Genomic DNA, 23931 nt, shown 5'->3' on the forward strand with positions numbered 1-23931 from the left:
AGTAGGGCGACAGGTAGCCGCGGTCGAACTGCATGCCTTCGACGACTTCGACCTCGGTCTCCATCCCCTTGTTCTCTTCGACGGTGATGACACCCTCGTTGCCGACCTTCTGCATCGCGTCAGCGATGAAGCGGCCGATCACAGCTTCGCCATTGGCCGAGATCGTGCCGACCTGCGCAACTTCGTCGCTGTCGGTGACGGGACGCGAGGCCGCTTTGATCGCTTCGACCACTTTCGAGGTGGCCAGGTCGATGCCGCGCTTCAGGTCCATCGGGTTCATGCCGGCCGCAACGGCCTTCATGCCCTCTTTGACGATGGCTTGGGTCAGCACGGTCGCGGTCGTGGTGCCGTCGCCTGCGGTGTCATTGGTGCGCGAAGCGACTTCGCGGACCATCTGAGCGCCCATATTCTCGAACTTGTCGGACAGTTCGATCTCTTTGGCGACCGAGACACCGTCCTTGGTGATGCGGGGCGCACCAAAGGATTTGTCGATGACCACGTTGCGGCCCTTGGGACCAAGCGTGACCTTGACGGCATCGGCCAGCGTGTTGATGCCTTTCAGCATGCGGTCGCGGGCGTCGGTGCCGAACTTGACTTCTTTAGCAGCCATTATGAGTCTCCTAATATCTTGGGGGAAGGATGGAACAGTCCGGGGATCAGTTGATCACGCCCAGAATGTCGCTTTCCTTCATGATCAGCAGCTCTTCGCCGTCGATCGTGACTTCGGTGCCCGACCATTTGCCGAACAGAACCTTGTCGCCTGCCTTGACGGTCGGCGCGATCAGCTCGCCCGAGTCCTTGCGTGCGCCTTCGCCGGTCGAGATGACCTCGCCCTCGGCGGGTTTTTCCTTGGCGTTGTCCGGGATGATCAGACCGCCCTTGGTCTTTTCTTCGCCTTGGACGCGGCGGACCAGCACGCGGTCATGCAGGGGTGTGAAAGCCATGTCAGAACACTCCGATATTTCAGGTTGCAGTGTTTCGTTGTTGGCACTCACCGACTGCGAGTGCCAATGACGGTGATTTAGGACGGTCTCGCGGCGATGTCAACGGGCTGTTGTCCCGCGTCGGGTGGAAGGCCGCCGCCCGATGTGCCACAGTCCGCCCGAAATCGGATGGGCAGGGAGACGGCGATGACGCGCCATGTCGTGACAGCGGTGACATTTGTTCTGGGCTGCGGATTCTCTGCGGCGCAGGCCTCGGTCTGCGAGGGGCAGAACCTGTTTCAGACCATGCCGCCCGAGCGTGCCGCCGCGATCGAGGCCGCGACCGAGGGCGTGCCCTTCCGCAACGGCCTGCTGTTCCGGGCCACGCGCGGCGAGGCCCGGATGGTGCTGGCCGGGACCTATCATTTCGACGATCCGCGCCATGCCGCCCTGCTGGACCGCGTCGCCCCGGAACTGGACGGCGCGGCGGCGCTGTTCGTGGAGGCCGGCCCCGATCAGCAGGCGCAGCTGGCCGACGCGCTGGCCCGTGACCCGTCGCTGATGGTGGACCCCGAGGGCGCGACCCTGCCCGAACGGCTGACCCCGCAGGAATGGCAGACCCTGTCCGACGCCCTGTCAGAGCGCGGCATACCTGCCATCGTCGCCTCGCGGATGCGGCCCTGGTATGTGTCGATGATGCTGGGCATTTCGCCCTGCATGATGCGCCAGATGGCCGAGGCGGGCGGGGTGGCCGAGGGGTTGGACCAGATGCTGATGCAGCGCGCCGGGGCACATGATCTGCCCATCCGCGCGCTTGAGCCGTGGGACACCGTTTTTTCGCTGTTTGACGATCTGACGCCCGGGCAGGAGCTGGACATGATCCGCGCGAACCTGCCTGCCGCCGCCCATGCCGATGACTACGCGGTGACGCTGACGGATGCCTATTTCGAGGGCGACGTCTGGAAGATCTGGGAGTTCGCCCGCCATGACGCCTATGCCAATTCGGGGCTGGGGCGGGACGAGATCGACGCCCAGCTGGCGCTGGCGCAGGACCGGCTGATGGATCAGCGCAACCGGGCGTGGATCGCGCCGCTGATCGAGGGCGCCGATGAGGCCGCCCGCGACGGGCGCCACATCGTCGCGGGCTTTGGCGCGCTGCATCTGCCGGGCGAGGCCGGGGTGCTGAACCTGCTGGCGCAGGAGGGGTTCGAGATCGAGCGGCTGGACGACTGATCGTTCCTCTGCCCGCGGCCCCGCGCGCTACTGGCCGTTCAGCACCCCAAGCGCCTGCAGCTGGCCGTTGCGGTTATAGATGATGCGGCTGTCGCGGATCTCGGTGATGGTGCCGCCATTGATCTTGTCACCGATCCGCAATGTCAGCACCCGTCCGTTGGACAGGCGCACCAGGGCGCGGCTGGCCTGACCGGCGCCGACCGTGCCGATGATCTGGGTGCTGTTCAGCCGGATGCCATCCTTGACCGTGGCGGTTTCGGCGGCATTGCCGATCGCACCTTGCGGGACCGCTGCGACGACATCGGGCTCGTTATCAACTTCGGGGGCGCGGTATTGCTGGTTGCGGGCGGCAGCGGTGCGGGCCTCGGCCTCGGCCTGCGCACGGGCGCGGGCTTCGGCCTGCGCGCGGGCCTGCGCATCGGCACGGGCGTCGGCGGCGGCATGGGCACGGGCACGGGCCTCGGCCTGGGCCTGCAGCTCGGCATCCTGACGGCGCTGCGCCGCCATCGCCGCATCGGCCGCCTGTGCTTCGGCGGCGGCGCGCAGATCAGCCGCAGGGGGACCGGCCGCGGCGGCAGCAGCGACGGGGGCCGCGGTGGCCAGCATGGCATTGCTGGTGACGGTCGAGGCTGTGCCAGCGGCACTTGCAACAGCGCTGGCCGCACGGCTGCGGCGCGGGGGCAACGGCGATGAGGACAGCGCCGTCAACGCCACGGCGCCCGGCGATGCGGGGCTGTCAGCGACAGCGGCGGCGATGGCACTTTCGACCGCCCCGGCCGACCGGCGGGCCGCGGGCGGACGTCCGGCAAGCGCGCCGGGCCGGGCCTGCGGACGTGCCGAGCGTGCCAGCGTCCCCGATGCGGATGCAGATGGGGGCGCGCTTGTTGCGACGGCGGCGGTCGAAGGATTGGCGGCTGGCGGGCTGGCCGGGGTGGTGGCGCTGCGCGGCTGTGGGCGATCACTGCTGATCGCCTCTGACACAGCGGCGGCGACGGCGGCCTGCGTCGGCCCGCGCACCGCCACCGGCTTGCGCAAGGGGCGCGCATCGGCCAGCTGGAAGACCAGCCCGCGCTCGGCCTCGCTGAACCCGGTGGCCCCGGCCTGAGCGGTGCGCAGATCGCGCAGCTGACGCATGATCAGCGCGCGCTCGGCCTCGGTCAGGCGGCGGGGTTCGGCCTCTTCGATGGCGCTGCCTTCTTCCAGCAGAGACAGATTGGCAGGGCGCGCGGGCGGACGCGCACCGCCGGGTGCGGTCGCGGCTGGCGCCGTGGCCGTGGGTGAGGGTGCCGCTGGTGCGGCTGCGGGCGCATTGGCGGGCTGCTGACCGCTTGTCGCCGGACGTGCTGCGGGGGGCGCGCTGGGGGGGCGGGGTGCCGCAGCCGCATCAGATGGCGCGGTCGCTGCGGCGGGTGCCGCTGCGGGCGCTGCTGCGGGCGCTGCTGCCGGACGGGTGGCAGGACGTGCCGGGGGACGCGTGGCGCTTGCGACGGGTGCGGGGCCTGTGCCGGCCTGCGCAAAGGGTGCCGGGCTGGACGGCACGGCCGGACGAGGATCGGGCGTTGCCGGTGCCTCAGCACGGGCGGGGGCCGCTCGCGGCGGACGCGGCGACGCGGTCAGGCGCGCCGCGCTGGTCGCAGCGGCCTGAACACCGGCAGGCGCTGCTGCGGGGGTTGACGCAGGCGCAGGTGCGGGCGCAGGCGGTGGGCTTGCCGCTGCGCTTTGCGCGGGCTCTGCCGCAGGCTGTGCCTCTGCCGGGGCAAGTGCCGCGGCGAGGGTCGCAGCTTGTGTCGCAGCTTGTGTCGTCGCCTGCGTTGCCGGATCACTGGCGGTGAACGGTGCGGCCTGATCTGACCCAGCCTGATCTGACGGGGCCTGATCTGACGGGGCGATGCCAAGCGCCTCGTTCAGCGCACGGGTCAGGGCATCGTCGCCCTGATCCGCTGCGGTCGCGGCAGGCGGCGTGGCGATGACCTCGGCAGGCTCCCGAGCTTCGGTTCCGGGTGCGGTGGCCGGGGGGGTGGCCGCCTGCTGCGGGCGCGCCAGCGGCGCTGTGCCGCTGTCCCCGGTTGGCGCAGGCTGTTGGGTGACAGGCTCATCCCCGGCAGCTTGGGGTGCGGCAGGCTCGGTTCCGGCAGGCTGGGTTCCGGCAGGCTGGGGTGCCGCAGTCTCTGGCGCAGCGGTCTCGACCGGCAAAGCGGGTGCAACCGGGGGCACGGCAGGGGGGGCGTCGGTCTGTGACAGTTCGCCCGCCACCGGATCGGCGATTGCGGGGGCGTCAGATGCCGCGCCCGGGTTGGCCGCAACCTGCGGCTGGTCGGGGCGCTGGCCCAGAAACCACAAGCCCAGAACCAGCAGCCCGGCCAGCAACGCGACCATGACCGGCAAGCGCGTCAGATCCAGACCGCGCCAGCCGCTGACAAGCCGGTTGCGGCCCTCTGGCTGGTCTGCCGCAGGCTCGGCACGCAGGGCGCGCGCGCCCGCGGCGCGGTCATGGACCGCCTTGGCGCGCGGTGACAGCGCAGGTCCGGGTTGGGCAAGCTGGCCGTGACGGATCACCGGGCGCGTCGCGGCCTCTGCGGCAGACTCCGCCTGAGGGGCCGGTGCGGCCCCGGCGGCGGCCTTGGCCGAGGCTTCGGGCGCAGGTTCGGCCCCTGGCTGCGCGGCGGTCGCGGTCGCGACCACCACATGCGGCGTAATGCGCGAGGACACCGGCGCTTGCGGCACGCCGGGTTCGGTCAGGTCGATGACCGGCGCGGTCACGCGGGCCTGGGTCAGATCCGGCTCGCTGAAGGGACGGCGGTTGAACTGCTCGGCGGCAAGGCGCGAGGGACCGAAATCGGGGTTGCCCTCAAAGCGGTCGTCGCCCGGCCGCGCCTGAAACCCGGACGGGCGGAAGCCTTGCGCCCGCGCAAAATCCTCGGCCTCTTCCAGCGTGCGCCGCGTGACAGCCGCCACGCGCAGCGTTTCGATGTCGCCGGTGGCGGCGGGGCACCAGTCAAAGACCAGTTCGCCCGCCCCATAGGGCGTCAGCGCCTCAAGCGCGCGCGCAATGATGGCCTGCGTGTCCGAGCCGAACGGCACGGTCAGCGAGGTATAGAGGATCTGATCCTCGGGGATCACCAGAACGGTGTCGAGTTCGCCCGACTGGCCGCCTGCGTCATCGCGCAGACCCCCGAGGACAAAGGCCAGATCCCCCTCGGCAAAACGGGCCTGACCAAGCGGACGCCAGTCAAGGCCTTCACGTCTTTCAAGCAGCACGGCCTCTTCGGTGAAGCTCATGGCAAACTCGGGTGCGGCGGCGTGCTGATTCATGTTATGTTTCGCTGCTCGATTTGCATCATGCGTTCCGTGGCACGATGTCGTTGATGTTCCCTATCACTATCGCAAAACAGACAAATCGAAAAGCGGAACTGGCGCATCTGTGAACGCTTTTCCGTCATGAGCGCGCTATTCTGTCACGGGGCAATGGGGCACAAGGATGGCCGCAGCCTCCGAGTCGAAAGGACACTCCATGCCGCAATTCTCCCGTTCCCCGCGCCGCTTCGCCACAACGGCGCTGGCGCCCGTTCTGGCACTCTTGTTCGCGGGTCAGGCGCTGGCTGCGCCGGTCGGTCAGGCCTGCGGGCCGATGCAGGGGCTGTCGCGCCTGACCGTGACGGGCGAGGGGCAGTCGCGGATCGCACCCGATCTGGCGACCGTGCAACTGGGTGTCACCACACAGGCCGACAGCGCGGCCGAGGCGATGCGCCAGAATTCCGACCAGCAGGCCGCCGTGATCGCGGCCTTGCGTGAGGCTGGGCTGGCCGAGGCCGATATCCAGACCTCGGGGCTGAACCTCAGCCCGCTGATGCAATATGCTGACGGCGTGGCGCCCACGGTGACCGGCTATCAGGCGACCAACCTTGTCAGCATCCGCGTCGCCGAACTGGCGCGGCTGGGCGAGGTGCTTGATGCGATCGTCGCGGCCGGTGCGAACGAAATTCAGGGCATCGCTTTCACGCGTGAAGACGGGGCCGAGCCGCTGGACGCCGCGCGCCGCGATGCGGTCGAGGACGCCCGCCGCAAGGCCGAGGTGCTGGCGGGCGCGGCTGGCCTGTCGCTTGGCCCGGTCCTGACGCTGCGCGATCTGGCGCAGGGTGGTGGCGGTCCGCGCCCGATGATGCGGATGGAGGCGGCGATGGCCGACAGTTCGGTCCCGGTCCAGCCCGGCGAACTGTCGATGACGGCGCAGGTCGAGATCGAATATGCGCTGACGGGCGAAGAGGCCTGCGCCCCGATGCAGCGTCACCGGATGCCGCATGGCGATATGGTGCCGGGCGACATGCCGGGCGATGACGCCCCCGCCGAACCGGCAAACTGACCCGCAGCAAAACCAATGCAGCAAAACCAATGTCGGGGGGCATGATCGCCCCCCGACACCCCGTTCAGGCGGTGGCTGCGGCCAGTGCCTGATCCAGATCGGCGATCAGATCATCCGGGTTCTCGATCCCGATCGACAGGCGCACGACCTCGGGCGCGGCCCCTGCGGCGCGCTGCTGATCCTCGGTCAGCTGCCGGTGCGTGGTGGAGGCGGAATGGATCACCAGCGACCGCGCATCGCCCAGATTGGCGACATGGCTGAACAGCTTCATCGAATCGACCAGTCTGACCGCCGCCGCATAGCCGCCTTTGATCGCAAAGGTGAACAACGCGCCCGCCCCCTTGGGATACAGCCGCCCGGCCGTCGCGTTCCAGGGCGAGCTTTTCAACCCGGCATAGGTCACCCGCTCGACGCGCGGGTCATTTTCCAGCCATTCCGCGACCCGGACCGCATTGGCGACGTGACGCTCCATCCGCAGGCCAAGCGTCTCGATCCCCATCAGCGTGTAATGCGCGCCCTGCGGGTTCATGGTCATGCCCAGATCGCGCAGCCCGATGGCAATGCCGTGGAAGGTAAAGGCCAGCGCGCCGAAGGTCTCGTGGAATGTCAGCCCGTGATAGGCAGGCTCGGGCGCCGACAGGCTGGGGAACTTGTCGCTGGCCGACCAGTCAAAGCGGCCACTGTCCACCACGACACCGCCGGTCACGGTGCCGTTGCCGGTCATGTATTTGGTCAGGCTGTGCACGACCAGCGTCGCGCCCATCTCGATCGGGCGGCACAGATAGGGCGTGGCCAGCGTGTTGTCTACGATCAGCGGAATGCCCGCCGCATCGGCGATTTTCGCCACCGCCGGAATGTCGGTCACATAGCCGCCCGGATTGCTGATCGATTCGCAGAACACCGCGCGGGTGTCCCCGTCGATGGCCGCCTCCAGCGCCGCCGGATCGTCGAAATCCACGAATTTCGCCGACCAGCCAAAGCGCCGGATCGTGTGGCTGAACTGGGTGACGGTGCCGCCGTAAAGCCGCGTCGAGGCCACGATATTGCGCCCCGGCGCCATCAGCGGGAACAGCGCCAGCAGTTGCGCCGCATGCCCCGAGGAACAGCAGACCGCGCCCGCGCCCCCCTCCAGCGCCGCAATCCGCGCCTGCAGGGCGGACACGGTCGGATTGGTCAGGCGCGAATAGATGTATCCGACCTCCTGCAGGTTGAACAACCGCGCCGCGTGATCGGCATCGCGGAACGCATAGGCGGTGGTCTGATAGATCGGCACCTGCCGCGCGCCGGTGGCCGGGTCGGGCGCGCTGCCCGCATGAATGGCCAAAGTGTCAAAGCCGTGACTGTCGCTCATCCGAGCCTCCCTTATCCCTCGGGCCGCAGCCTAGCCGGGCGCGCGCCCCGGCTGCAACCGCCCTGCCATGTCTTCGTTGCCCAATCCCCCCTTTACCGCCCCTGCCGCCGGGCCATGAAGGCCAGCTTTTCGAACAACCCCACATCCTGCTCGTTCTTCAGCAACGCGCCATGCAGCCGGGGCAGCATCGTGGCCGGGTCGCGGGCCAGATCCTCGGGCGCCAGATCCTCGGCCAGAATCAGCTTCAGCCAGTCCAGAAACTCGCTGGTCGAGGGCTTCTTGCGCAGGCCCGGCACCTCGCGCAACTCAGTGAACTGGCGCAGCGCCTCGTCCAGCAGGCGCGGCTTCAGGCCGGGATAATGCACCTCGACGATGGCGCGCAGGGTCTGGGCATCGGGAAAGCGGATGAAATGAAAGAAACAGCGCCGCAGAAACGCGTCGGGCAGTTCCTTTTCGTTGTTCGAGGTGATGATGACGATGGGCCGGTGCCGCGCGCGGATCGTCTCGCCGGTCTCGTAGACATGGAACTCCATCCGGTCCAGCTCCTGCAACAGGTCGTTGGGAAACTCGATATCGGCCTTGTCCACCTCGTCAATCAGCAGCACCACCTTGGCGGGCGCCTCGAAGGCCTGCCACAGCTTGCCCTTGCGGATATAGTTGCCGACATCATGCACCCGCGCCTCGCCCAGCTGGCTGTCGCGCAGGCGGCTGACGGCATCGTATTCGTAAAGGCCCTGCTGCGCCTTGGTGGTCGATTTCACATGCCATTCGATGATCGGCAGACCAAGGGACGCGGCCACCTGCCGCGCCAGTTCGGTCTTGCCGGTGCCCGGCTCGCCCTTGACCAGCAGCGGGCGCTCCAATGTCACGGCGGCGTTCACGGCCATCGCCAGATCGGGCGGGGCGACATAGCGGGCGGTTCCCGAAAACTGCATCTGAACTCTCCTTTTCGGCAAGGTATTTGCGCGCACTTGATGGCCCGGCGGAACGGCTTTGCACAATACGCATCATCATGGTGCAGAGCCTAGTGACAAGCAGCACGTCATACTTTATGGGGGCGCGCAAGGTGCCGGAATTTCTGACCCGCCCGGCGCCGCCGGAGGACGTATGAAAGCCCAGACCTTCCTTCCCCAGGACTATCGCCCTGCCGAGGACGAGCCGTTCATGAATGAGCGTCATCTCGAATATTTCCGGCGCAAGCTGGAAGCCTGGAAGCAGGAATTGCTGGACCTGTCCGCCGAGACGCTGGAAGGTCTGCAGGACAGCGCCCGGTCCGTGCCCGATCTGGCCGATCGCGCCAGCGAGGAAACCGACCGCGCGATCGAGCTGCGCACCCGCGACCGTCAGCGCAAGCTGGTCTCGAAAATCGACGCGGCGCTGCGCCGGATCGAAACCGGCGATTTCGGCTATTGCGAGATGACCGGTGAGCCGATCAGCCTGCGCCGCCTTGACGCCCGCCCCATCGCCACCATGACGCTGGAAGCGCAAGAGCGGCACGAGCGCAAAGAGCGCGTCCACCGCGACGACTGACCGTGGCACAGGCAGGCTCGCCATGACCGCCACCGGCGCCCTTTCGGGGCGCGCGGTGACGGTCGTGGGCGGCGGCATCGGCGGGGTCACGGCGGCGCTGGCGCTGGCGCGGCGCGGGGCGCAGGTGCGGGTGCTGGAACGGGCGCCGCAACTGTCCGAACTGGGCGCGGGGCTGCAGCTGTCGCCCAACGGGATGCGGGTGCTGACGGCTCTGGGGCTGGATCAGGCGGTGGCGCAGGTCTCGCGGCCCGGTCAGGGCGTGCGGCTGTTTGACCACCACGCAAGGCCCGTGCTGCATCTGGACATGGCCCGGCACCGGCCCGATGCGTCATTCCGCATGATCCACCGGGCGCGGCTGCTGGACTGTCTGACCGATGCCGCCCGCACAGCCGGCGTCGATCTGCGGCTGGGGCAGGAGGTCCGGACCCCGCCCGACACGCCGCTGGTCATCGGCGCCGATGGCCTGCATTCGCGCATGCGGGTGGCGCTGAACGGGCGCGAGGTGCCCTTTTTCACCGGCCAGACCGCATGGCGCGCGCTGATCCCCGATGACAGCAGCGGCCCGGCGCCGGCGCAGGTCTTCATGGGGCCGGGCCGCCATCTGGTCAGCTATCCTCTGGCCGGCGGGCTGCGTAATATCGTTGCCGTGACCGAGCGGCGCGAGTGGCAGGATGAGGGCTGGTCCCAGCCCGGCGATCCCGACGATCTGCGCGCCGCCTTTGCGGGCTTTGGCGGGCCGGTTCAGGGCTGGCTGGCGGCGGTCACGCAGGCGCATCTGTGGGGGCTGTTCCGCCACCATGTCGCGCCGGTCTGGCAGGACGGGCGCGTCGCGCTGCTGGGCGACGCCGCGCATCCGACGCTGCCCTTTCTGGCGCAGGGCGCGGTCATGGCGATCGAGGACGCCTGGGTGCTGGCCGCCTGTCTGGACGCCGATCCCGACCAGTCCGCCGCCCTGGCGCGCTATCAGGCGGCCCGCCTGCCGCGCACGGCACGCATCGTCGATGCGGCCACGGCCAATGCCCGCAACTATCACCTGACCGGCGCCCGCCGCCTGATCGGCCACAGCGTCCTGCGTCTGGCGGGCCGGTTCGCGCCCGGCCTGATGCCCGCGCGGTTCGACTGGCTCTATGATTTCGACCCGGTGGCCGAGGCGCTCTGAAGCGCCGCGGCTAGTTCATGCGCAGGCTGCGACGGCTGGCCTCTCGCGCCAGTATTTCGCGCGCGGGGTGGCTGGCAATCGGGCGGCGCCGGTCGGCCGAGATTTCACCCATGGCGATCAGCGCGTGATAGCGCGCGCAGCAGACCCGCAGGAACGAGGTGAAATTGCCAAGGTCGTGATCGGCATCCACCGCCTCGTGCCACAGGCGGGTGATCAGCTGCGCGACGGTCAGCCCGTCGCGGGCGCCGATCTCGGTCAGGGTGTCCCAGAAATGCGCCTCGATCCGGATCGAGGTGGCGACCCCGTCGATGCGCAGGCTGTGGGTGCGGCTTTGCCATTGGCTGGCATCGGCCTTGATGAACAATTCGCACATCGCAAGTCGCCTCCCTTCCCGGTGATGTCAGAGGATCGCCATGAACTGCCGCAGCCATGCCGGATGCGCGGGCCAGGCGGGCGCGGTCACCAGATTGCCATCGGTGACGGCCTCTGTCACCGCAATATCGGCGAAGGTGCCGCCCGAGGCGGTGACCTCATAGGCGCAGGCCGGATAGGCCGAACAGGTCCGCCCCGTCAGCACCCCCGCCGCCGCCAGCAGCTGCGCGCCATGACAGATCGCCGCGACCGGCTTGCCCGCGTCAAAGAAATGCCGGACCATGTCCAGCACCTGCGGGTTCATGCGCAGATATTCCGGCGCCCGCCCGCCGGGCACGACCAGCGCGTCATAGCTGGCGGGGTCCACGGCGGCGAAATCGGCGGTCAGCGCGAAATTGTGGCCGGGCTTCTCGGAATAGGTCTGATCGCCCTCGAAATCATGGATCGCGGTCTTGACCGTCTCGCCCGCCGCCTTGTCGGGGCAGACCGCGTCCACCTCGTGACCGCAGGCCAGCAGGCACTGGAACGGGACCATGGTTTCATAATCCTCGGTATAGTCGCCGGTGATCATCAGGATCCTTGCCATCTCACATCCTCCCTTGCTGATGGTATCGGCAAGGCTAGGGCGCGGGGCGGGGCCACGGGTGGTAGCCGGATACTACATCCGCGGCCCCGGATGGCCTCAGGCTGGGGCCGCGTCGCTGTCAAACAGCGGCTCGAACCCGGCCCACATCATGCGCATCCCGTCAAAGGGCATCTGCGAGGCGTCGAAACCGGCCATCTCGGCCTCCATCGCGCGGGCGGCGGCGTCGCAGGTGGCGCGGTCGGGCCAGAGGGTCCAGCTGAAGACCGGAACCTCACCGGCTTCGGCCCTGGTGGCGCGGTAGATGTCAGTGACCTTGCCGCGTGGGACATCGACGCCCCATGTCTCGACCATGCCGAGGGCGCCGCCCTTGTGAAACATCGCCCAGCCCTCTGCGGCCATCTGGACATAGGCGTCCTGATTGCCCTCGGGCACGGCCAGCAGGAAGCCCTGATAATAGCCCCCGCCTGCGCGCGGTCCGGCCTCAAAGACCGGGGCGAAGCCGCCAAAGATCATGCGGCTGCCGTCAAACGGCATCTCGGGGATCTCTTTCATCGCCGGATCGCTTTGCATCCTGGGCCAGGCGGCATCCGCCGTCGCCCTGTCGGGCCATTCGATCCACGCGAACACGATGGTCTCGTCATCGCGGGCCTCCACCGCGCCGTAAAAATCGGTGACCTTGCCACGGGGCACATCCACGCCCCATGTCTCGACCATCCGGGTGGCGCCATAGGATTTCATCAGCGGCCAGACCGCCTTCACATGTTCAAGGTATCTGGCCTTGTTGGCCGTCGGCACTGCCGCCACCGAGCCGGTGAGAAAAGTCATGTCGCGTTCCTTTCGGTTGCTGTGGCAGGGGGTGATTCCCGCTTGTGCCCTGATGGTGCCAGCGGTAGTATTAAAAAACAACTGTAAGTATGTAAAAATGACCGAGCAGGCAAATTTCCCCCGTCTCCGCTATGACGAAGGCTGTCTGGCCTCGCATGCGCTGAATCTGATCGGGGACAGATGGGCGCTGTTGGTGGTGCGCGAACTGATGTTCGGACCCAAGCGGTTCCAGATGATCCGTGCGGGCCTGCCCGGCGTCACCGCCAGCGTGCTGACGGGCCGGCTGGCGCAGCTGGCGCAGGCCGGGGTGGTGGATCACGACGCGCGCCTTGGCCTTTACGCGCTGACCGATACCGGGCGCGGCCTGCTGCCGGTGCTGGAGGCGTTGTGCCGGTGGGCGCTGACGGTGCCGGGCCATGATCCGGGGCGCTTTATCAGCCCCTCGGCGCTGATGATCTCGATGGGAGTGACCCTGATGCGGGACGCGGCGCAGGGGCACGAGGCGCGGGCGGGGTTCGATTTCGGCAACGAGACCTTCGAGATGCGGCTGGCCGGGGGACAGCTGCAGACCCGCCCGGTCGCACGGTCCGATGCGCCCTTTGTGCTGTCGGGCAGCGGCAATACGCTGGCGATTGCGGTCTATGGCGCGGTGCCACTGGCCGATCTGGTCGTGGCTAGCGGGGTCGGGCTGCGCGGCGATATGGCGGCGGCTGCGGATTTTCTGCGCCTGTTCCGGCTGGCGCCGCAGGGGTGATTGCCTATGCTCGGGGGTCTGAGGGCCACGAGATGAGACGCAGATGAGCACCCCCCACCCCGATCCCCGCCGCTTTCTGACCGGCCTCTTCGAGGCCGCCGTCGCGGCCGCCGATCCCCGGCAGGCGCTGGCCGCGCATCTGCCCGAGATGCCGCAGGGGCGTACCGTCGTCATCGGCGCGGGCAAGGGCGCGGCCCAGCTTGCCCGCGCCTTCGAGGATCTGTGGCCAGGCCCCTGTTCGGGTGTGGTCGTGACCCGCTACGGATATGCCTGTCCCACGCGCCGGATCCGGGTGCTGGAGGCCGCGCATCCGGTGCCCGATGCCGCCGGGCTGGTCGCCGCGCAGGCGCTGATGGCGGCAGTCTCGGGGCTGGGGCCGCAGGATCTGGTGGTGGCGCTGATCTGCGGCGGCGGCTCGGCGCTGCTGCCGATGCCTGCCGGGGGGCTGACGCTTGACGATGAGGCGGATCTGAACCGGGTGCTGCTGGCCTCGGGCGCGCCGATCGGGGGGATGAACGCGATCCGCAAGCAGTTTTCGGCCATCAAGGGCGGGCGGCTGGCGCTGGCGGCGCATCCGGCGCGGGTGGTCACGCTGGTCGTGTCGGACGTGCCGGGCGACGATCCGGCGCAGGTCGCATCCGGCCCGACGCTGGCCGATGCCACCACCCGCGAAGATGCGCGCCAGATGCTGCGCGACTATCGCATCGACCTGCCGCCCCGGCTGCACGACCATCTGGCGGGCGAGGGGGCGCCCGCGCCGCTGCCCGATGATCCGCGCCTTGCAGGCCACCGGCACAGCGTCATCGCCTCGGCCCGCCTGTCGCTGGAGGCAGCGGCTCAGGCGTCCGGGATGCCGGCGGCGATCCTGTCCGACAGCGTCGAGGGCGAGGCCGCCGATGTGGGTCGCGTCCACGCCGCCATCCTGCGCGAGATTGCCACGCGTGACCGGCCTTTCCGGCGCCCGGTGCTGCTGTTGTCGGGGGGCGAGACCACGGTCAGCATCCGCGATGGTTGCGGCAAAGGCGGGCGCAACAGCGAGTTTCTGCTGGCGCTGGCGCTGGCCGCCGAGGGGTGCCGCTTTCACGCGCTGGCCGCCGATACCGACGGCATCGACGGGTCCGAGGCGAATGCGGGTGCCTTTGCCGATGGGACCACGGCGGCGCGGCTGCGCGCGCTTGGCCTGTCGCCGCGCGCGCTGCTGGCGGGGCATGACAGCTGGACCGCGTTCGACGCGCTTGGCGATCTGTTCCAGCCCGGCCCCACAGGCACGAATGTCAACGATTTCAGGGCTGTTCTGCTGGGCTGAGGGCGGGTTGATCCAGTGCGGCCTGCCATTCCGACAGCAGGCCCGCACGGCGCAGCCGGTCGCCATAGACCAGCAGGCCTGCATCCAGCCGGATCGGGCGCAATTGCGGGGCGGGGTCGGGGCCAGTGCCCTCGATCAGCGCCACGCCGCTGGCCCCGGCGATCAGTTCCTGCGCCGGGGGCGACAGCAGATAGGACAGGAACCGCTCGCCGCCTTCGGGATCGGGCGCGTTCACCGGCAGGAAGGCGGACCGGATGATGGCCAGAATATAGTCATCCACAGCGATCTGAATCAGATCGGGATCGTCGGGCCGGTAGCGCGCGGCATAGCTTGCGACCACATTATAGACCACCGACAGCTCGCCCGCGCGCAGATCGTCGATCATCTCACCCCAGCAGCAATACAGCTGCGCGTTCAGCCGCCCCATCACCTCGGCCAGCCGCCAGAACCCGTCCGAGACCTGATCGTCCTGCGACACGAGGAAATACCCCACGCCCGAGATCTGCGGATCATAGCTGCCGATCCGGCCCTGAAAGCGGTCGGGATGGGCGCGCAGGGTGGCGATCAGCTCGCGCCGCGTGCGCGGAATGGGCAGGCCCGCAAAGGCGCTGCGCGAGGCCAGCGTCACGACCGGCTCCAGCGCGATGCCCCATAGCTGATCGCGCCAGCGCGCCCAGTCGGGCAGACCGGCCGCCGGGGGCATGACCGGCGCGGCAAAGCCGTCATTCACCAGCCGCATCTGCAGATCCATCGCGGATGAGATGACCAGATCGAACCGCGCCCCCTCTTCGGCGATCGCCCGGTAGATCTGGGTCGACGACGCCTGCACATAGCGGATCGCATGACCCGGATGACGGGCCACGAAGTCCTCCAGCACCGGGGCAAAGGCCTGCATGTCGGTGGTCGACAGAACCGCGATACGGGGCGCGTCGTCGGGGCCAAAGACACGCTCGGCCTCGATTTCATAGCCATGGCCGGGGGCCGCAAGGGCCAGCGTCGCGGCGATCAGGCCAGCGGCAAGCTGAGCAAGGCGCATGTTCCCCCCTCGGGTCGCGGGACCAGTTGAAAGCGGCCGCGATGGGCGGCGGCGACTTCGGACACGATGGTCAGGCCCAGACCCGAGCCCGCCACATCACCGACATTGTCGCCCCTGCGGAACCGGGTGACAAGCAGCGCCGGATCGCCCGCCAGCCCGCGCCCGTCGTCGCGCAGGCTCAGCACGGCCTTGCCACCCGTCTGCGACAGGTCCAGCGCGATCACGCCCTCGGCGCGCGAATATTTCACGGCGTTGTCCAGAATGTTGCGCAGGGCAATCTCCAGCATCCGCTCATCTCCGACGACGGGGCAGGGCGCGTCCAGCCCGGTTGCGGTGATGGTGATGTCGCGCATCTCGGCCAGAGGCTGCACCGCGCGCAGGACGGAGGCCGTCAGCACGCTCAGGTCCATGGCTGCTGCGTCGAACTGGTCGGTGCGATACATCACCATCGCATGATCCAGGATCTGGCTGGCCGAGCGGCTGCTTTCCCCGATGGCGCGCACCATGCGCCGCAGGCGGGTGCGGGTGGCCTCGTCTTGCGTTTCGGCCAGCGCCAGTTCCGCCTCGGTGCGCACCAGCGACAGGGGCGTGCGGATGCGGTGCGCGGCCTCGAAGATGAAGGTCTCGGCCAGATCGAGGGCGGCGCGCAGGCGCGCGATCAGCCCGTTCACGGATCGCAGCAAGGGCGCCAGTTCGCGCGGGGTGGGGTGGCGCACGGGCGACAGATCACGCGGGCCGCGCGCCGCGACCACCTGCGCCAGCCGCTGCACCGGCGCCAGCACCGCCTGCGCCGCCAGCAGCGCCACCGGCAGCGCCAGCGCCAGAAACCCCAGCGCCACCCAGGTCGCACCCAAAGCCGTCTCGCGCGCGATCGCGGCCTGCCCCTGCCGCGTCTGGCCAAGGATCACGGTCACCGGCGCGATGCGACCGTCGATCAGCATGGGCCGCGCGACCGCCGCAAGACGCAGTGCCGCGCCCTGATAGCTGTCGCCCCAGAACACCGGCGCCAGTCCCAAGGGCGGCTGTGGCGGCGGCGGCAGGCCCTCATAGCCGGTCACCACCTGCCCGCCGACAAGCACGGCGTAAAAGATCCGCTCGTCCCCCATCGCGCCCAGCATCGAGAATGTCGCATAGGGCAGGTTCAGCTCCAGCCCCTCATCGACGCTGCGCACGCCTTCGGCGATGGCGGTCACGGCAGCCCCCAGCACCGCATCCTGCGACGCGCGCGAGGCACGCTCGGCCACCCAGCCCACGGTCACGAACAGCCCCGCGACCAGCAGCGTGGACAGGACCAGAAACTGCCAGACCAGACGCCGGCGCAGCGACCGGATGCGCGCAGGCTCCATCGCGCGGCGCAGGGCACGGGTCGCGGCGCTCATTCCGGGGTCAGCCGGTAGCCCACGCCGCGCAGCGTCTCGATCCGCGCGCCCGAGCCGTCCAGCTTGCGGCGCAACCGGCCCACATAGACCTCGATCGCATTGTCGCTGACCTCTTCGTCGAAGGAAAACAGCCGGTCGATCAGATGCGATTTGGAATAGGCCTGACCGGGGCGCGACAGCAGGATTTCCAGCAGCCGCAATTCGCGCGCCCGCAATTCGCGGGTCTCGCCTGCCACGGTCACGCAGGCGGCCAGCGCGTCAAAGGTGAAGCCCGCGAAATGACGGCGGCTGTCGGCGGCCCCCGCATGGCGGCGCAGAACGGCGCGGCAGCGGGCCTGCAATTCGGCGAAATCGAAGGGTTTGGTGATGTAATCGTCCGCCCCCTGATCCAGCGTGCCGACCCGGTCACTGACCGAGGCAGAGGCCGTCATCATGATCACCGGCGTGTCGCGTCGCGCGGCCCGTTCGCGCACCAGAAAGTCGCGACCGTCCCCGTCAGGCAAGGAAATATCAAGCAGGATCAGGTCGTAAGGCACGCTTTCCAGAAACAGCCGCGCATCGGCCAGCGTGGCGGCATGGTCCACGCCATGCCCCTCTATCGCCAGCCGCGATGCGACGGCCTGTGCCAGTTCTGCGCTGTCTTCGACCAGTAAAAATCGCATCTGCCGGGTTTTTCGTCAGTCCGTGACAGGTTCGTGTCAGCTTTTCACCAAATGCTGTGCCCCGCAAGCCCGCCATATCCCGTGCGGGCAGTCTGGGAGGACAGCATGAAAAAATGGACCCGTGCAGCCGTGGCTGCACTGACGATGAGCGTCGCGACCCCGGCCTTGTCCGCCGAATGTATCGCACCGGCAAACCCCGGCGGTGGCTGGGACTTTACCTGCCGCCAGATCGGCCGGATCATGACCGAACTGGGGCTGGTCCCGAACATGGTGCAGGTGACCAACCTTGCCGGCGCGGGCGGCGGCGTGGCCTATACGCAGGTCGTCAGCAAGCGCGGCAGCGATCCGGAGGTGTTCGTGGCGGCATCCTCGGCCACCACGACCCGTCTGGCGCAGAACGCATTTGCCGGTGCGACCGCCGATCAGGTGCGGTGGGTCGGCTCGATCGGTGGCGATCCCGGCGTGATCGTCGTGGCGCAGAACAGCCCGTTCCAGTCGCTGACCGATCTGGTCGAGGCGGTGAAGGCCGATCCGGGCAGCGTGGCCTTTGCGGGCGGGTCCGCCGTGGGCGGGTTCGACCATCTCAAGGTGCTGATGACGATGGACAAGGCAGGCTTTGGCGATGCCCGCGCGATCAAGTATATCGGCCTTGACGGCGGTGCCGACGCGATCACCCAGACCGTCGGCGGGTTCGCGCAGGCGATGACCGGCGATCTGTCGGAAATCACCGGCTTTATCCGCTCGGGCGATGTGCGCCCCATCGCGGTTCTGTCGGAAAACCGCGTCACGGGTTTTGACGATGTGCCGACAGCCAAGGAACAGGGCGTGGACATCGTGGCGATGAACTGGCGCGGCGTCTATGTGCCCAAGGACATCAGCGACGAAGACTATCAGAAATGGGTCGACATGCTGCGCCAGGTCGGGGAATCCGAGCAGTGGCAGTCGGTGATGGCCGAGAATGGTCTGGAATCCTACGCCCTGTTTGGCGAGGAATTCGAGACCTTCGTGAATGACAACATTGCCGAGGTGCAGGACATCTCGCGCGAGATCGGTCTGATCCAATGATCAGAGGCGACCGCATCTTCGGAGCGTTCATGCTGGTCGTGGCGTTGGGGTATATCCTCAGCGCCCGCAGCATCGCGACAAGCTTCATGTCCGATCCCGTCGGGCCGCGGGTGTTTCCCTATCTGGTCGCTGCGGTCGTCATCATCTCGGCGCTGGTGATGATCCTGCGCCCCGACCCCGACGAGGAATGGCCCGCAGGCCCGATGGTGGGCCAGCTTGGTCTCGCGCTGGTTGTGCTGGCGGGCTATTCGCAGGCGATCAGCCCGCTTGGCTTCCTGATCCCCACGACTGTCGTGGCGGGTATCCTCAGCTGGCAGATCGGCGGCAATCCGATGCGCTCGGCCCTGACGGGGCTGGGGCTGTCGGTGGGCCTGTTCGTGCTGTTCCGTATCATCCTGGGACTGGGCCTGCGCGGCCTGCCCGAAGGCATGGGGTTCTAGATCAATGGAAACACTAGCCAATCTGGCGATGGGATTTTCCATCGCCCTGACGCCCTATACCCTGATGCTGGCGATCATCGGCTGTTTCGTGGGCACGATCATCGGCGCGCTGCCGGGCCTTGGTCCGTCGAACGGCGTGGCGCTGCTGATCCCGATCTCGTTCTCGATGGGGCTGGACGCGATCTCGGCGCTGGTGCTGCTGACCTCGGTCTATTACGGCGCGATGTATGGCGGGCGGATCAGTTCGATCCTGCTGAACATTCCGGGCGATGAGCCTGCGATGATGACGACGCTGGACGGCTATCCCATGGCCAAGCAAGGGAAGGCCGCTGAGGCGCTGGTCGTGTCGGGCGTGGCGTCCTTTGTGGGCGCGATGCTGGCCACGATCGGGCTGATGATCTTTGCGCCCTATCTGGCGCGGGTGGCCTATCAGTTCGGCCCGGCCGAGTATTTTGCCCTCTATATGCTGGCCTTCTGCACGCTTGGCGGGATCGGGTCCAGCAATCAGGCCAAGGCCGCCATGGCCGCCGCCATCGGTCTGGGCATTGCCATGATCGGCATGGACAAGACCACCGGCATGCCGCGCTTTACCTTTGGCGAGCTGCACCTGATGGACGGGGTCGATTTCCTTGTCGCCATCGTCGGTCTGTTCGCGGTGGCCGAGGTGTTCCACTTTATCGAAAGCCACGGCAAGAACAGCGCCATCGGCGTCAAGCTGGGCAAGATCCTTGTCCCGTGGAAGATGCTGAAGCAAACGACCGGCGCCATGCTGCGCGGCACCGGTATCGGCTTTGTGGCGGGTGTTCTGCCCGGCGCGGGCGCATCGCTTGGTTCGTTTCTGGCCTATATGGCCGAGAAATCGGTCGCCAAGGACAAGGACAAGGCATCGTTCGGCAAGGGCAACCCCCGCGGCGTCGCAGCGCCCGAGGCAGGCAATAACGCCGCAGCCGGTGGCGCGCTGGTGCCGATGCTGACGCTTGGCGTGCCGGGCTCGGGCACGACCGCCGTGCTGCTGGCGCTGCTGCTGACGCTGAACATCACGCCCGGTCCGCTGCTGTTCGCCGAGCGCCCCGAGGTGGTGTGGTCGCTGATCGCGTCGCTGCTGATTGCCAACGTCGTGCTGCTGGTGATGAACGTTCCGATGGTCAAGGTGTTCGTGCGGATCCTGTCGGTGCCCGCATGGGTGCTGCTGCCGGGCGTGACGATGATCGCCTTTGTGGGGATCTATTCGCTGACCGGCTCCAGCTTTGACATGCTGCTGATGGTGGGTTTCGGCGTTCTGGGCTATGTCATGCGCAAGCTGGGCATTCCCACGGTCCCGGTGATCCTGGGCATCCTGCTGGGCAACGCGATGGAGGACAACCTGCGTCGTGCCATGGTGCTGTCGAACGGCGAGTGGTCCTATCTGCTGTCCTCGCCCATCGCTATCGGCTTGTGGGTCGCGGCGATTGTTGGTTTTGTCGCGCCGATCTTCCTGCGGCGCATTCTGAAGAAACCCGCGGTCCCCCACGACCCGACCCTGAACGAGGACTGACATGGCCACACGCGTATTGGTGCCCTCGGGCGTTCTGGGTCTCGGCTTTGACGCACAGGCGCTGGCACGCGGGGTGGCGATGTCGCCCGACATCATCTGCATCGACGGAGGGTCCACCGACAGTGGGCCCTTCAGCCTTGGCGCGGGGGTGTCGAAATATTCCCGCGCCGCAACGAAATCGGAATGGCGCGCGCTGATGCTGGCCCGTGCGCAGGCCGGGGTGCCACTGGTCATCGGCACGGCGGGCACCTGCGGCACCGACAGCACCGTGGACTGGATGTTCGATCTGACGGTCGAGCTTGCGGCCGAGCTGGGCCAGTCCCTGTGCGTCGCACGGCTCTATTCCAGCCAGCCCGTGGCGCGTCTGGCCGAGGCGCAGGCCGGGGGCCGCATCGCACCCCTGACGCCCGCGCCCGAATTCCGGCTGGATGACCTGACCAATATCGTCGCACTGGCCGGGGCCGAGCAGATCCACGCCGCACTGGCCACCGGCGCCGACATCATCATCGCGGGCCGCACCACCGACACCGCCACCATCGCCGCATTGCCGCTGTCGCGCGGCGCCCATCCCGGCGGCTGCTGGCATGGCGCCAAGATCGCCGAATGCGGGGCGCTGTGTTCGACCAACCCGACCTCGGGCGTGATCATGGTCGATTTCGACGCGGCGGGGTTCACCGTGACCCCGCTGGCCGAGACCGCGCGCTGCACGCCGCATTCGGTCAGCGCGCATATGCTCTATGAGAATTCGGACCCGTTCCGCCTGTACGAGCCCGGCGGTTATCTGGATGTGACCGCCGCGCGCTATGCCGCGCTGGACGATCGTCGCGTGCGGGTCGAGGGGTCCGAATGGGTGCCCGGCCCCTATACGGTCAAGCTGGAGGGCGCGCGGATCGCGGGCTATCAGACCACCATTCTGGCGATCCTGCGCAATGCCCATTACGCCGGGAATGCGCGCGCATGGGTCACGCGCCTGACCGGCTTTCTGCATGCCGAGATCGCGCGCCGGATGGGTCTGACGCAGGACGCCTACAGCATCGAATTTCGTCTGATCGGCGTCGATGGCGCGCTTGGGGGCCTTGAGAACCGCACGGGCGATCCCGTCGAGGTGGGCGTTCTGGGCATCGTCACCGCCCGCACGCAGGCCGAAGCTGCCGAAATCGGCAAGCTGATCAACCCGTTTGTGTTGCATTACCCGCTGACCGATGACGAGGAACTGCCGACCTTCGCATTTCCCTATTCCCCCGCGACCACCGATCGCGGCCCCTTGTATGAATTCGCGCTGAACCATGTGATGCAGCTCGACGATCCCATGTCGGCCTTCCGCCTGACCGTGACCGAGGTGACCCCATGACCACGCTTGGCGATCTTGTCCTGAAGGTGCGGTCCAAGAATGCCGGGCCGTTCTGGGTGACCATCGACGTGTTCTGCGACGAACCGGCGATCTTCCAGCGCCTGACACGCGATCTGACCAGCGACCGCGTGGCCGCGCTGTTCCACGTCGCGCCCCAGACGCTGAAGCGCTTTGACATTGCCGGTCTGCGGGTGATCAAGTTCAGCCTGCCGCGCCCGGTCGTGCAGGGATCGGCCGCCGACCGCGACATGCACGGCGCCCAATATGCCGCCCTGCTGGAAGAGATGACGATTGACTAAAGCGCGCCTGACCACCTTTGTCGCAGCCCTTGCCGGGGCTGCGGTCTTTCTGCTGATCGGTCTGCCGCTGCCCTGGCTGCTGGGGCCGATGCTGGGCTGCGTGATCGTGGCGCTGGCGGGCGCGCGGATGGCGGGGGCGGGGCAGTTCGGCGTCTTCATGCGCACCTTTCTGGGGGTGGCCGTCGGTGCCTCGATCACCCCCGAGGTGCTGACGGGCCTGCCCGCCATCGCCGGGTCGCTGGCCATCGTGCCGGTCTTTATCGTGGTGATCGCGCTGATCGGCTATCCGCTGTTCCGCCGCGTCTTTGGCTTTGACCACCCGACCGCGTGGTATGCGGCCATGCCGGGCGGGCTGCAGGACATGCTGGTCTTTGGCGAAGAGGCGGGCGGCGACATCCGCGCCCTGTCGCTGATCCATGCGACGCGGATTCTGGTGATCGTGACCGTCGCGCCGCTGATCATGACGTTTTACTGGCAGGTCGATCTGACCCAGCCCCCCGGCGCGCCCCTGGCCTCGGTCGCGTGGGACCAGATCGCGCTGATGGTGGTGGCGGGCATCGCGGGCTGGAAGATCGGCGAGCGGGTGGGCCTGTTCGGCGCCTCGATCCTGGGGCCGATGATCCTGACGGCGGCTTTGTCGCTGACGGGCGTGATCCAGACCCGCCCCCCGGCCGAGATCATTCAGGCCGCGCAATTCTTTATCGGCATTGCGGTGGGCGCGAAATATGCGGGCATCACCGCCCGCGAATTGCGGGTCGATGTGACCGCGGGGCTGGTCTATTCGCTGATGCTGGCCGTGGTCAGCCTGATTTTCCTTGAGATCGTCTATCTGCTGGGGCTCGCGCCCGCGCTGGACGCGTTTCTGGCCTTTCTGCCCGGCGGGCAGGCCGAGATGGTGATTATCGCCATCATCGCGGGCGCCGATCTGGCCTATGTCGTCAGCCACCATATCCTGCGGATCGTGCTGGTGATCCTGCTGGCGCCGGTTGCCGCGCGGTTTCTGAACCGCTAGCCGCGCAGCGCAGGCAGCCCCACCCCCGCCGCGTCGAAACCCCCGTCGGCGGCCAGGATCTGGCCGGTGACATAGCTGGCGCGGTCCGAGCACAGGAACACGATGGCCTCGGCAATCTCGGTCTCGCGCCCGTAGCGGTTCAGCGGGATCGCGTCGTGATAGGCCGCCCGGATCGCCGGGCTGTGCACCGCCAGCGCCAGCTTGGTATCGACCGGTCCCGGCGCCACGCAATTGGCGCGGATGCCCCATTCGCCCAGTTCCACCGCCTGCTGCCGCGTCAGATGGATCACCGCCGCCTTCGAGGTGCCGTAAGCCACCCGCAGCGTCGAGGCCCGCAGCCCCGAGATCGAGGCTACATTGACGATGGCGCCGCGCGTGGGTTTCAGATGCGGGATCACCGCCTGCGAGGTCAGGAAGACCCCGTCCAGATTGGTCCCCATGACCCAGCGCCACGTTTCAAGATCGGTCTCGGCGAGGGGTCGGAAATCGGCCACGCCCGCATTGTTGACCAGCGCGTCGATGCGACCCGCCCACTGCGCCACATCGGCCACCATGGCGGCGACCTGACCGGGATCAGAGATGTCGCAGGTCACGGCGCGGGTGCCGGGCAGGCTCGCCACCTGCGCCAGTTCCTCGCCGTCCAGATCTACCATGGCCACACGCCAGCCCTGATCCAGCAGCAGCCGGGTGGTGGCCAGCCCGATGCCGCGCGCGGCGCCGGTGACGATGGCGGTCTTGTCAGTCATGGGATCTC

24 protein-coding genes are annotated in these 23931 nt (G+C 68.1%); 12 read left to right on the top strand and 12 right to left on the bottom strand.

Features of this window, described 5'->3' with window-relative positions; translation table 11 throughout:
- Positions 1-610 (bottom strand): TCP-1/cpn60 chaperonin family protein (locus tag ACK41U_RS05335; RefSeq protein WP_409676997.1); only part of this gene is annotated, 610 nt, incomplete at its 3' end.
- A 46-nt stretch (positions 611-656) separates the two neighbouring features.
- Positions 657-944, bottom strand: coding sequence for a co-chaperone GroES (locus ACK41U_RS05340; protein ID WP_409676999.1), 288 nt, complete (start codon positions 942-944; stop codon positions 657-659).
- A 186-nt stretch (positions 945-1130) separates the two neighbouring features.
- Between ACK41U_RS05340 and ACK41U_RS05345 the strand changes: the two genes are divergently transcribed.
- Entirely contained in the window at positions 1131-2156 is a 1026-nt protein-coding gene (locus ACK41U_RS05345; RefSeq protein WP_409677001.1) for a TraB/GumN family protein, read from the top strand.
- Positions 2157-2183: 27 nt separating this feature from the next.
- Here the strand turns inward: ACK41U_RS05345 and ACK41U_RS05350 are convergent, their stop codons facing one another.
- Positions 2184-5468, bottom strand: a complete 3285-nt coding sequence (locus ACK41U_RS05350) for a hypothetical protein (protein WP_409677003.1) — start codon at positions 5466-5468, stop codon at positions 2184-2186.
- Between the two features lie 199 nt (positions 5469-5667).
- Between ACK41U_RS05350 and ACK41U_RS05355 the strand changes: the two genes are divergently transcribed.
- On the top strand, positions 5668-6516 hold the full coding sequence (locus ACK41U_RS05355; protein WP_409677005.1) for an SIMPL domain-containing protein: 849 nt from the start codon (positions 5668-5670) through the stop codon (positions 6514-6516).
- Between the two features lie 64 nt (positions 6517-6580).
- Here ACK41U_RS05355 and ACK41U_RS05360 read toward each other — a convergent pair whose 3' ends face one another.
- Together ACK41U_RS05360 and ACK41U_RS05365 are read right to left on the bottom strand one after the other, a co-directional pair.
- Positions 6581-7867 (bottom strand): O-acetylhomoserine aminocarboxypropyltransferase/cysteine synthase family protein, encoded by a 1287-nt coding sequence (locus ACK41U_RS05360; RefSeq protein WP_409677007.1) that lies wholly within the window; start codon positions 7865-7867, stop codon positions 6581-6583.
- 92 nt (positions 7868-7959) lie between these two features.
- The gene (locus ACK41U_RS05365; protein WP_409677009.1) at positions 7960-8802 is read right to left on the bottom strand and encodes an AAA family ATPase; all 843 of its coding nucleotides are present in this window, start codon (positions 8800-8802) and stop codon (positions 7960-7962) included.
- 172 nt (positions 8803-8974) lie between these two features.
- Here ACK41U_RS05365 and dksA point away from each other — a divergent pair, with 172 nt between their 5' ends.
- Positions 8975-9397, top strand: coding sequence for an RNA polymerase-binding protein DksA (dksA, locus tag ACK41U_RS05370; protein ID WP_409677011.1), 423 nt, complete (start codon positions 8975-8977; stop codon positions 9395-9397).
- Between the two features lie 22 nt (positions 9398-9419).
- Entirely contained in the window at positions 9420-10556 is a 1137-nt protein-coding gene (locus ACK41U_RS05375) for an FAD-dependent monooxygenase (protein ID WP_409677013.1), read from the top strand.
- Between the two features lie 10 nt (positions 10557-10566).
- On the opposite strand, the gene ACK41U_RS05380 is transcribed toward ACK41U_RS05375, so the two are convergent.
- The 3 genes from ACK41U_RS05380 to ACK41U_RS05390 all read right to left on the bottom strand — a co-directional run bounded on the left by ACK41U_RS05380 (position 10567) and on the right by ACK41U_RS05390 (position 12339).
- A complete protein-coding gene (locus tag ACK41U_RS05380) occupies positions 10567-10929 on the bottom strand; it encodes a ribbon-helix-helix domain-containing protein (protein WP_409677016.1) in 363 nt (120 codons plus the stop codon).
- 27 nt (positions 10930-10956) lie between these two features.
- Positions 10957-11514 carry a DJ-1/PfpI family protein gene (locus ACK41U_RS05385; protein ID WP_409677018.1) on the bottom strand — a complete coding sequence of 186 codons (558 nt, stop codon included), beginning with the start codon at positions 11512-11514 and terminating at the stop codon, positions 10957-10959.
- A 96-nt stretch (positions 11515-11610) separates the two neighbouring features.
- Positions 11611-12339 carry a DUF1428 domain-containing protein gene (locus ACK41U_RS05390; RefSeq protein ID WP_409677020.1) on the bottom strand — a complete coding sequence of 243 codons (729 nt, stop codon included), beginning with the start codon at positions 12337-12339 and terminating at the stop codon, positions 11611-11613.
- 97 nt (positions 12340-12436) lie between these two features.
- Between ACK41U_RS05390 and ACK41U_RS05395 the strand changes: the two genes are divergently transcribed.
- Entirely contained in the window at positions 12437-13093 is a 657-nt protein-coding gene (locus tag ACK41U_RS05395) for a winged helix-turn-helix transcriptional regulator (RefSeq protein ID WP_409677022.1), read from the top strand.
- Positions 13094-13136: 43 nt separating this feature from the next.
- Positions 13137-14399 (top strand): glycerate kinase, encoded by a 1263-nt coding sequence (locus tag ACK41U_RS05400; protein ID WP_409677024.1) that lies wholly within the window; start codon positions 13137-13139, stop codon positions 14397-14399.
- On the opposite strand, the gene ACK41U_RS05405 is transcribed toward ACK41U_RS05400, so the two are convergent.
- Genes ACK41U_RS05405 through ACK41U_RS05415 form a run of 3 tightly spaced genes read right to left on the bottom strand, consistent with a single transcriptional unit; the run spans position 14377 to position 17476 of the window.
- Positions 14377-15435: an ABC transporter substrate-binding protein gene (locus ACK41U_RS05405; protein WP_409677026.1), complete on the bottom strand. Its 1059-nt coding sequence runs from the start codon at positions 15433-15435 to the stop codon at positions 14377-14379. The two genes, ACK41U_RS05400 and ACK41U_RS05405, sit on opposite strands and share 23 nt — an antisense overlap.
- Positions 15405-16814 carry a sensor histidine kinase N-terminal domain-containing protein gene (locus ACK41U_RS05410; protein ID WP_409677028.1) on the bottom strand — a complete coding sequence of 470 codons (1410 nt, stop codon included), beginning with the start codon at positions 16812-16814 and terminating at the stop codon, positions 15405-15407. Before ACK41U_RS05410 ends, ACK41U_RS05405 begins: the two co-directional genes overlap by 31 nt.
- On the bottom strand, positions 16811-17476 hold the full coding sequence (locus ACK41U_RS05415) for a response regulator (RefSeq protein ID WP_409677030.1): 666 nt from the start codon (positions 17474-17476) through the stop codon (positions 16811-16813). The genes ACK41U_RS05410 and ACK41U_RS05415 overlap by 4 nt, the downstream gene beginning before the upstream one ends.
- Before the next feature lie 105 nt (positions 17477-17581).
- Here ACK41U_RS05415 and ACK41U_RS05420 point away from each other — a divergent pair, with 105 nt between their 5' ends.
- Genes ACK41U_RS05420 through ACK41U_RS05445 form a run of 6 tightly spaced genes read left to right on the top strand, consistent with a single transcriptional unit; the run spans position 17582 to position 23177 of the window.
- The gene (locus ACK41U_RS05420; RefSeq protein ID WP_409677032.1) at positions 17582-18541 is read left to right on the top strand and encodes a Bug family tripartite tricarboxylate transporter substrate binding protein; all 960 of its coding nucleotides are present in this window, start codon (positions 17582-17584) and stop codon (positions 18539-18541) included.
- The gene (locus ACK41U_RS05425; RefSeq protein WP_409677034.1) at positions 18538-18981 is read left to right on the top strand and encodes a tripartite tricarboxylate transporter TctB family protein; all 444 of its coding nucleotides are present in this window, start codon (positions 18538-18540) and stop codon (positions 18979-18981) included. The genes ACK41U_RS05420 and ACK41U_RS05425 overlap by 4 nt, the downstream gene beginning before the upstream one ends.
- A gap of 4 nt (positions 18982-18985) precedes the next feature.
- The gene (locus ACK41U_RS05430) at positions 18986-20515 is read left to right on the top strand and encodes a tripartite tricarboxylate transporter permease (RefSeq protein ID WP_409677036.1); all 1530 of its coding nucleotides are present in this window, start codon (positions 18986-18988) and stop codon (positions 20513-20515) included.
- A gap of 1 nt (position 20516) precedes the next feature.
- Positions 20517-21866: an acyclic terpene utilization AtuA family protein gene (locus ACK41U_RS05435; RefSeq protein WP_409677038.1), complete on the top strand. Its 1350-nt coding sequence runs from the start codon at positions 20517-20519 to the stop codon at positions 21864-21866.
- The gene (locus ACK41U_RS05440) at positions 21863-22165 is read left to right on the top strand and encodes a DUF4387 family protein (protein ID WP_409677040.1); all 303 of its coding nucleotides are present in this window, start codon (positions 21863-21865) and stop codon (positions 22163-22165) included. The genes ACK41U_RS05435 and ACK41U_RS05440 overlap by 4 nt, the downstream gene beginning before the upstream one ends.
- Positions 22158-23177, top strand: a complete 1020-nt coding sequence (locus ACK41U_RS05445) for an AbrB family transcriptional regulator (protein WP_409677042.1) — start codon at positions 22158-22160, stop codon at positions 23175-23177. The genes ACK41U_RS05440 and ACK41U_RS05445 overlap by 8 nt, the downstream gene beginning before the upstream one ends.
- On the opposite strand, the gene ACK41U_RS05450 is transcribed toward ACK41U_RS05445, so the two are convergent.
- A complete protein-coding gene (locus ACK41U_RS05450) occupies positions 23174-23923 on the bottom strand; it encodes an SDR family NAD(P)-dependent oxidoreductase (RefSeq protein WP_409677044.1) in 750 nt (249 codons plus the stop codon). The genes ACK41U_RS05445 and ACK41U_RS05450 overlap by 4 nt on opposite strands.
- Positions 23924-23931 lie beyond the last annotated feature (8 nt).

This window comes from Paracoccus sp. (in: a-proteobacteria) (assembly GCF_046289755.1).
GTDB lineage: Bacteria > Pseudomonadota > Alphaproteobacteria > Rhodobacterales > Rhodobacteraceae > Paracoccus.

Bases quoted from the DNA above. Each gene is read 5' to 3' on its own strand.
- ACK41U_RS05340 (WP_409676999.1), bottom strand. From the start codon at position 944: ATGGCTTTCACACCCCTGCATGACCGCGTGCTGGTCCGCCGCGTCCAA.
- ACK41U_RS05345 (WP_409677001.1), top strand. From the start codon at position 1,131: ATGACGCGCCATGTCGTGACAGCGGTGACATTTGTTCTGGGCTGCGGA.
- ACK41U_RS05350 (WP_409677003.1), bottom strand. From the start codon at position 5,468: ATGAATCAGCACGCCGCCGCACCCGAGTTTGCCATGAGCTTCACCGAA.
- ACK41U_RS05355 (WP_409677005.1), top strand. From the start codon at position 5,668: ATGCCGCAATTCTCCCGTTCCCCGCGCCGCTTCGCCACAACGGCGCTG.
- ACK41U_RS05360 (WP_409677007.1), bottom strand. From the start codon at position 7,867: ATGAGCGACAGTCACGGCTTTGACACTTTGGCCATTCATGCGGGCAGC.
- ACK41U_RS05365 (WP_409677009.1), bottom strand. From the start codon at position 8,802: ATGCAGTTTTCGGGAACCGCCCGCTATGTCGCCCCGCCCGATCTGGCG.
- dksA (WP_409677011.1), top strand. From the start codon at position 8,975: ATGAAAGCCCAGACCTTCCTTCCCCAGGACTATCGCCCTGCCGAGGAC.
- ACK41U_RS05375 (WP_409677013.1), top strand. From the start codon at position 9,420: ATGACCGCCACCGGCGCCCTTTCGGGGCGCGCGGTGACGGTCGTGGGC.
- ACK41U_RS05380 (WP_409677016.1), bottom strand. From the start codon at position 10,929: ATGTGCGAATTGTTCATCAAGGCCGATGCCAGCCAATGGCAAAGCCGC.
- ACK41U_RS05385 (WP_409677018.1), bottom strand. From the start codon at position 11,514: ATGGCAAGGATCCTGATGATCACCGGCGACTATACCGAGGATTATGAA.
- ACK41U_RS05390 (WP_409677020.1), bottom strand. From the start codon at position 12,339: ATGACTTTTCTCACCGGCTCGGTGGCGGCAGTGCCGACGGCCAACAAG.
- ACK41U_RS05395 (WP_409677022.1), top strand. From the start codon at position 12,437: ATGACCGAGCAGGCAAATTTCCCCCGTCTCCGCTATGACGAAGGCTGT.
- ACK41U_RS05400 (WP_409677024.1), top strand. From the start codon at position 13,137: ATGAGCACCCCCCACCCCGATCCCCGCCGCTTTCTGACCGGCCTCTTC.
- ACK41U_RS05405 (WP_409677026.1), bottom strand. From the start codon at position 15,435: ATGCGCCTTGCTCAGCTTGCCGCTGGCCTGATCGCCGCGACGCTGGCC.
- ACK41U_RS05410 (WP_409677028.1), bottom strand. From the start codon at position 16,814: ATGAGCGCCGCGACCCGTGCCCTGCGCCGCGCGATGGAGCCTGCGCGC.
- ACK41U_RS05415 (WP_409677030.1), bottom strand. From the start codon at position 17,476: ATGCGATTTTTACTGGTCGAAGACAGCGCAGAACTGGCACAGGCCGTC.
- ACK41U_RS05420 (WP_409677032.1), top strand. From the start codon at position 17,582: ATGAAAAAATGGACCCGTGCAGCCGTGGCTGCACTGACGATGAGCGTC.
- ACK41U_RS05425 (WP_409677034.1), top strand. From the start codon at position 18,538: ATGATCAGAGGCGACCGCATCTTCGGAGCGTTCATGCTGGTCGTGGCG.
- ACK41U_RS05430 (WP_409677036.1), top strand. From the start codon at position 18,986: ATGGAAACACTAGCCAATCTGGCGATGGGATTTTCCATCGCCCTGACG.
- ACK41U_RS05435 (WP_409677038.1), top strand. From the start codon at position 20,517: ATGGCCACACGCGTATTGGTGCCCTCGGGCGTTCTGGGTCTCGGCTTT.
- ACK41U_RS05440 (WP_409677040.1), top strand. From the start codon at position 21,863: ATGACCACGCTTGGCGATCTTGTCCTGAAGGTGCGGTCCAAGAATGCC.
- ACK41U_RS05450 (WP_409677044.1), bottom strand. From the start codon at position 23,923: ATGACTGACAAGACCGCCATCGTCACCGGCGCCGCGCGCGGCATCGGG.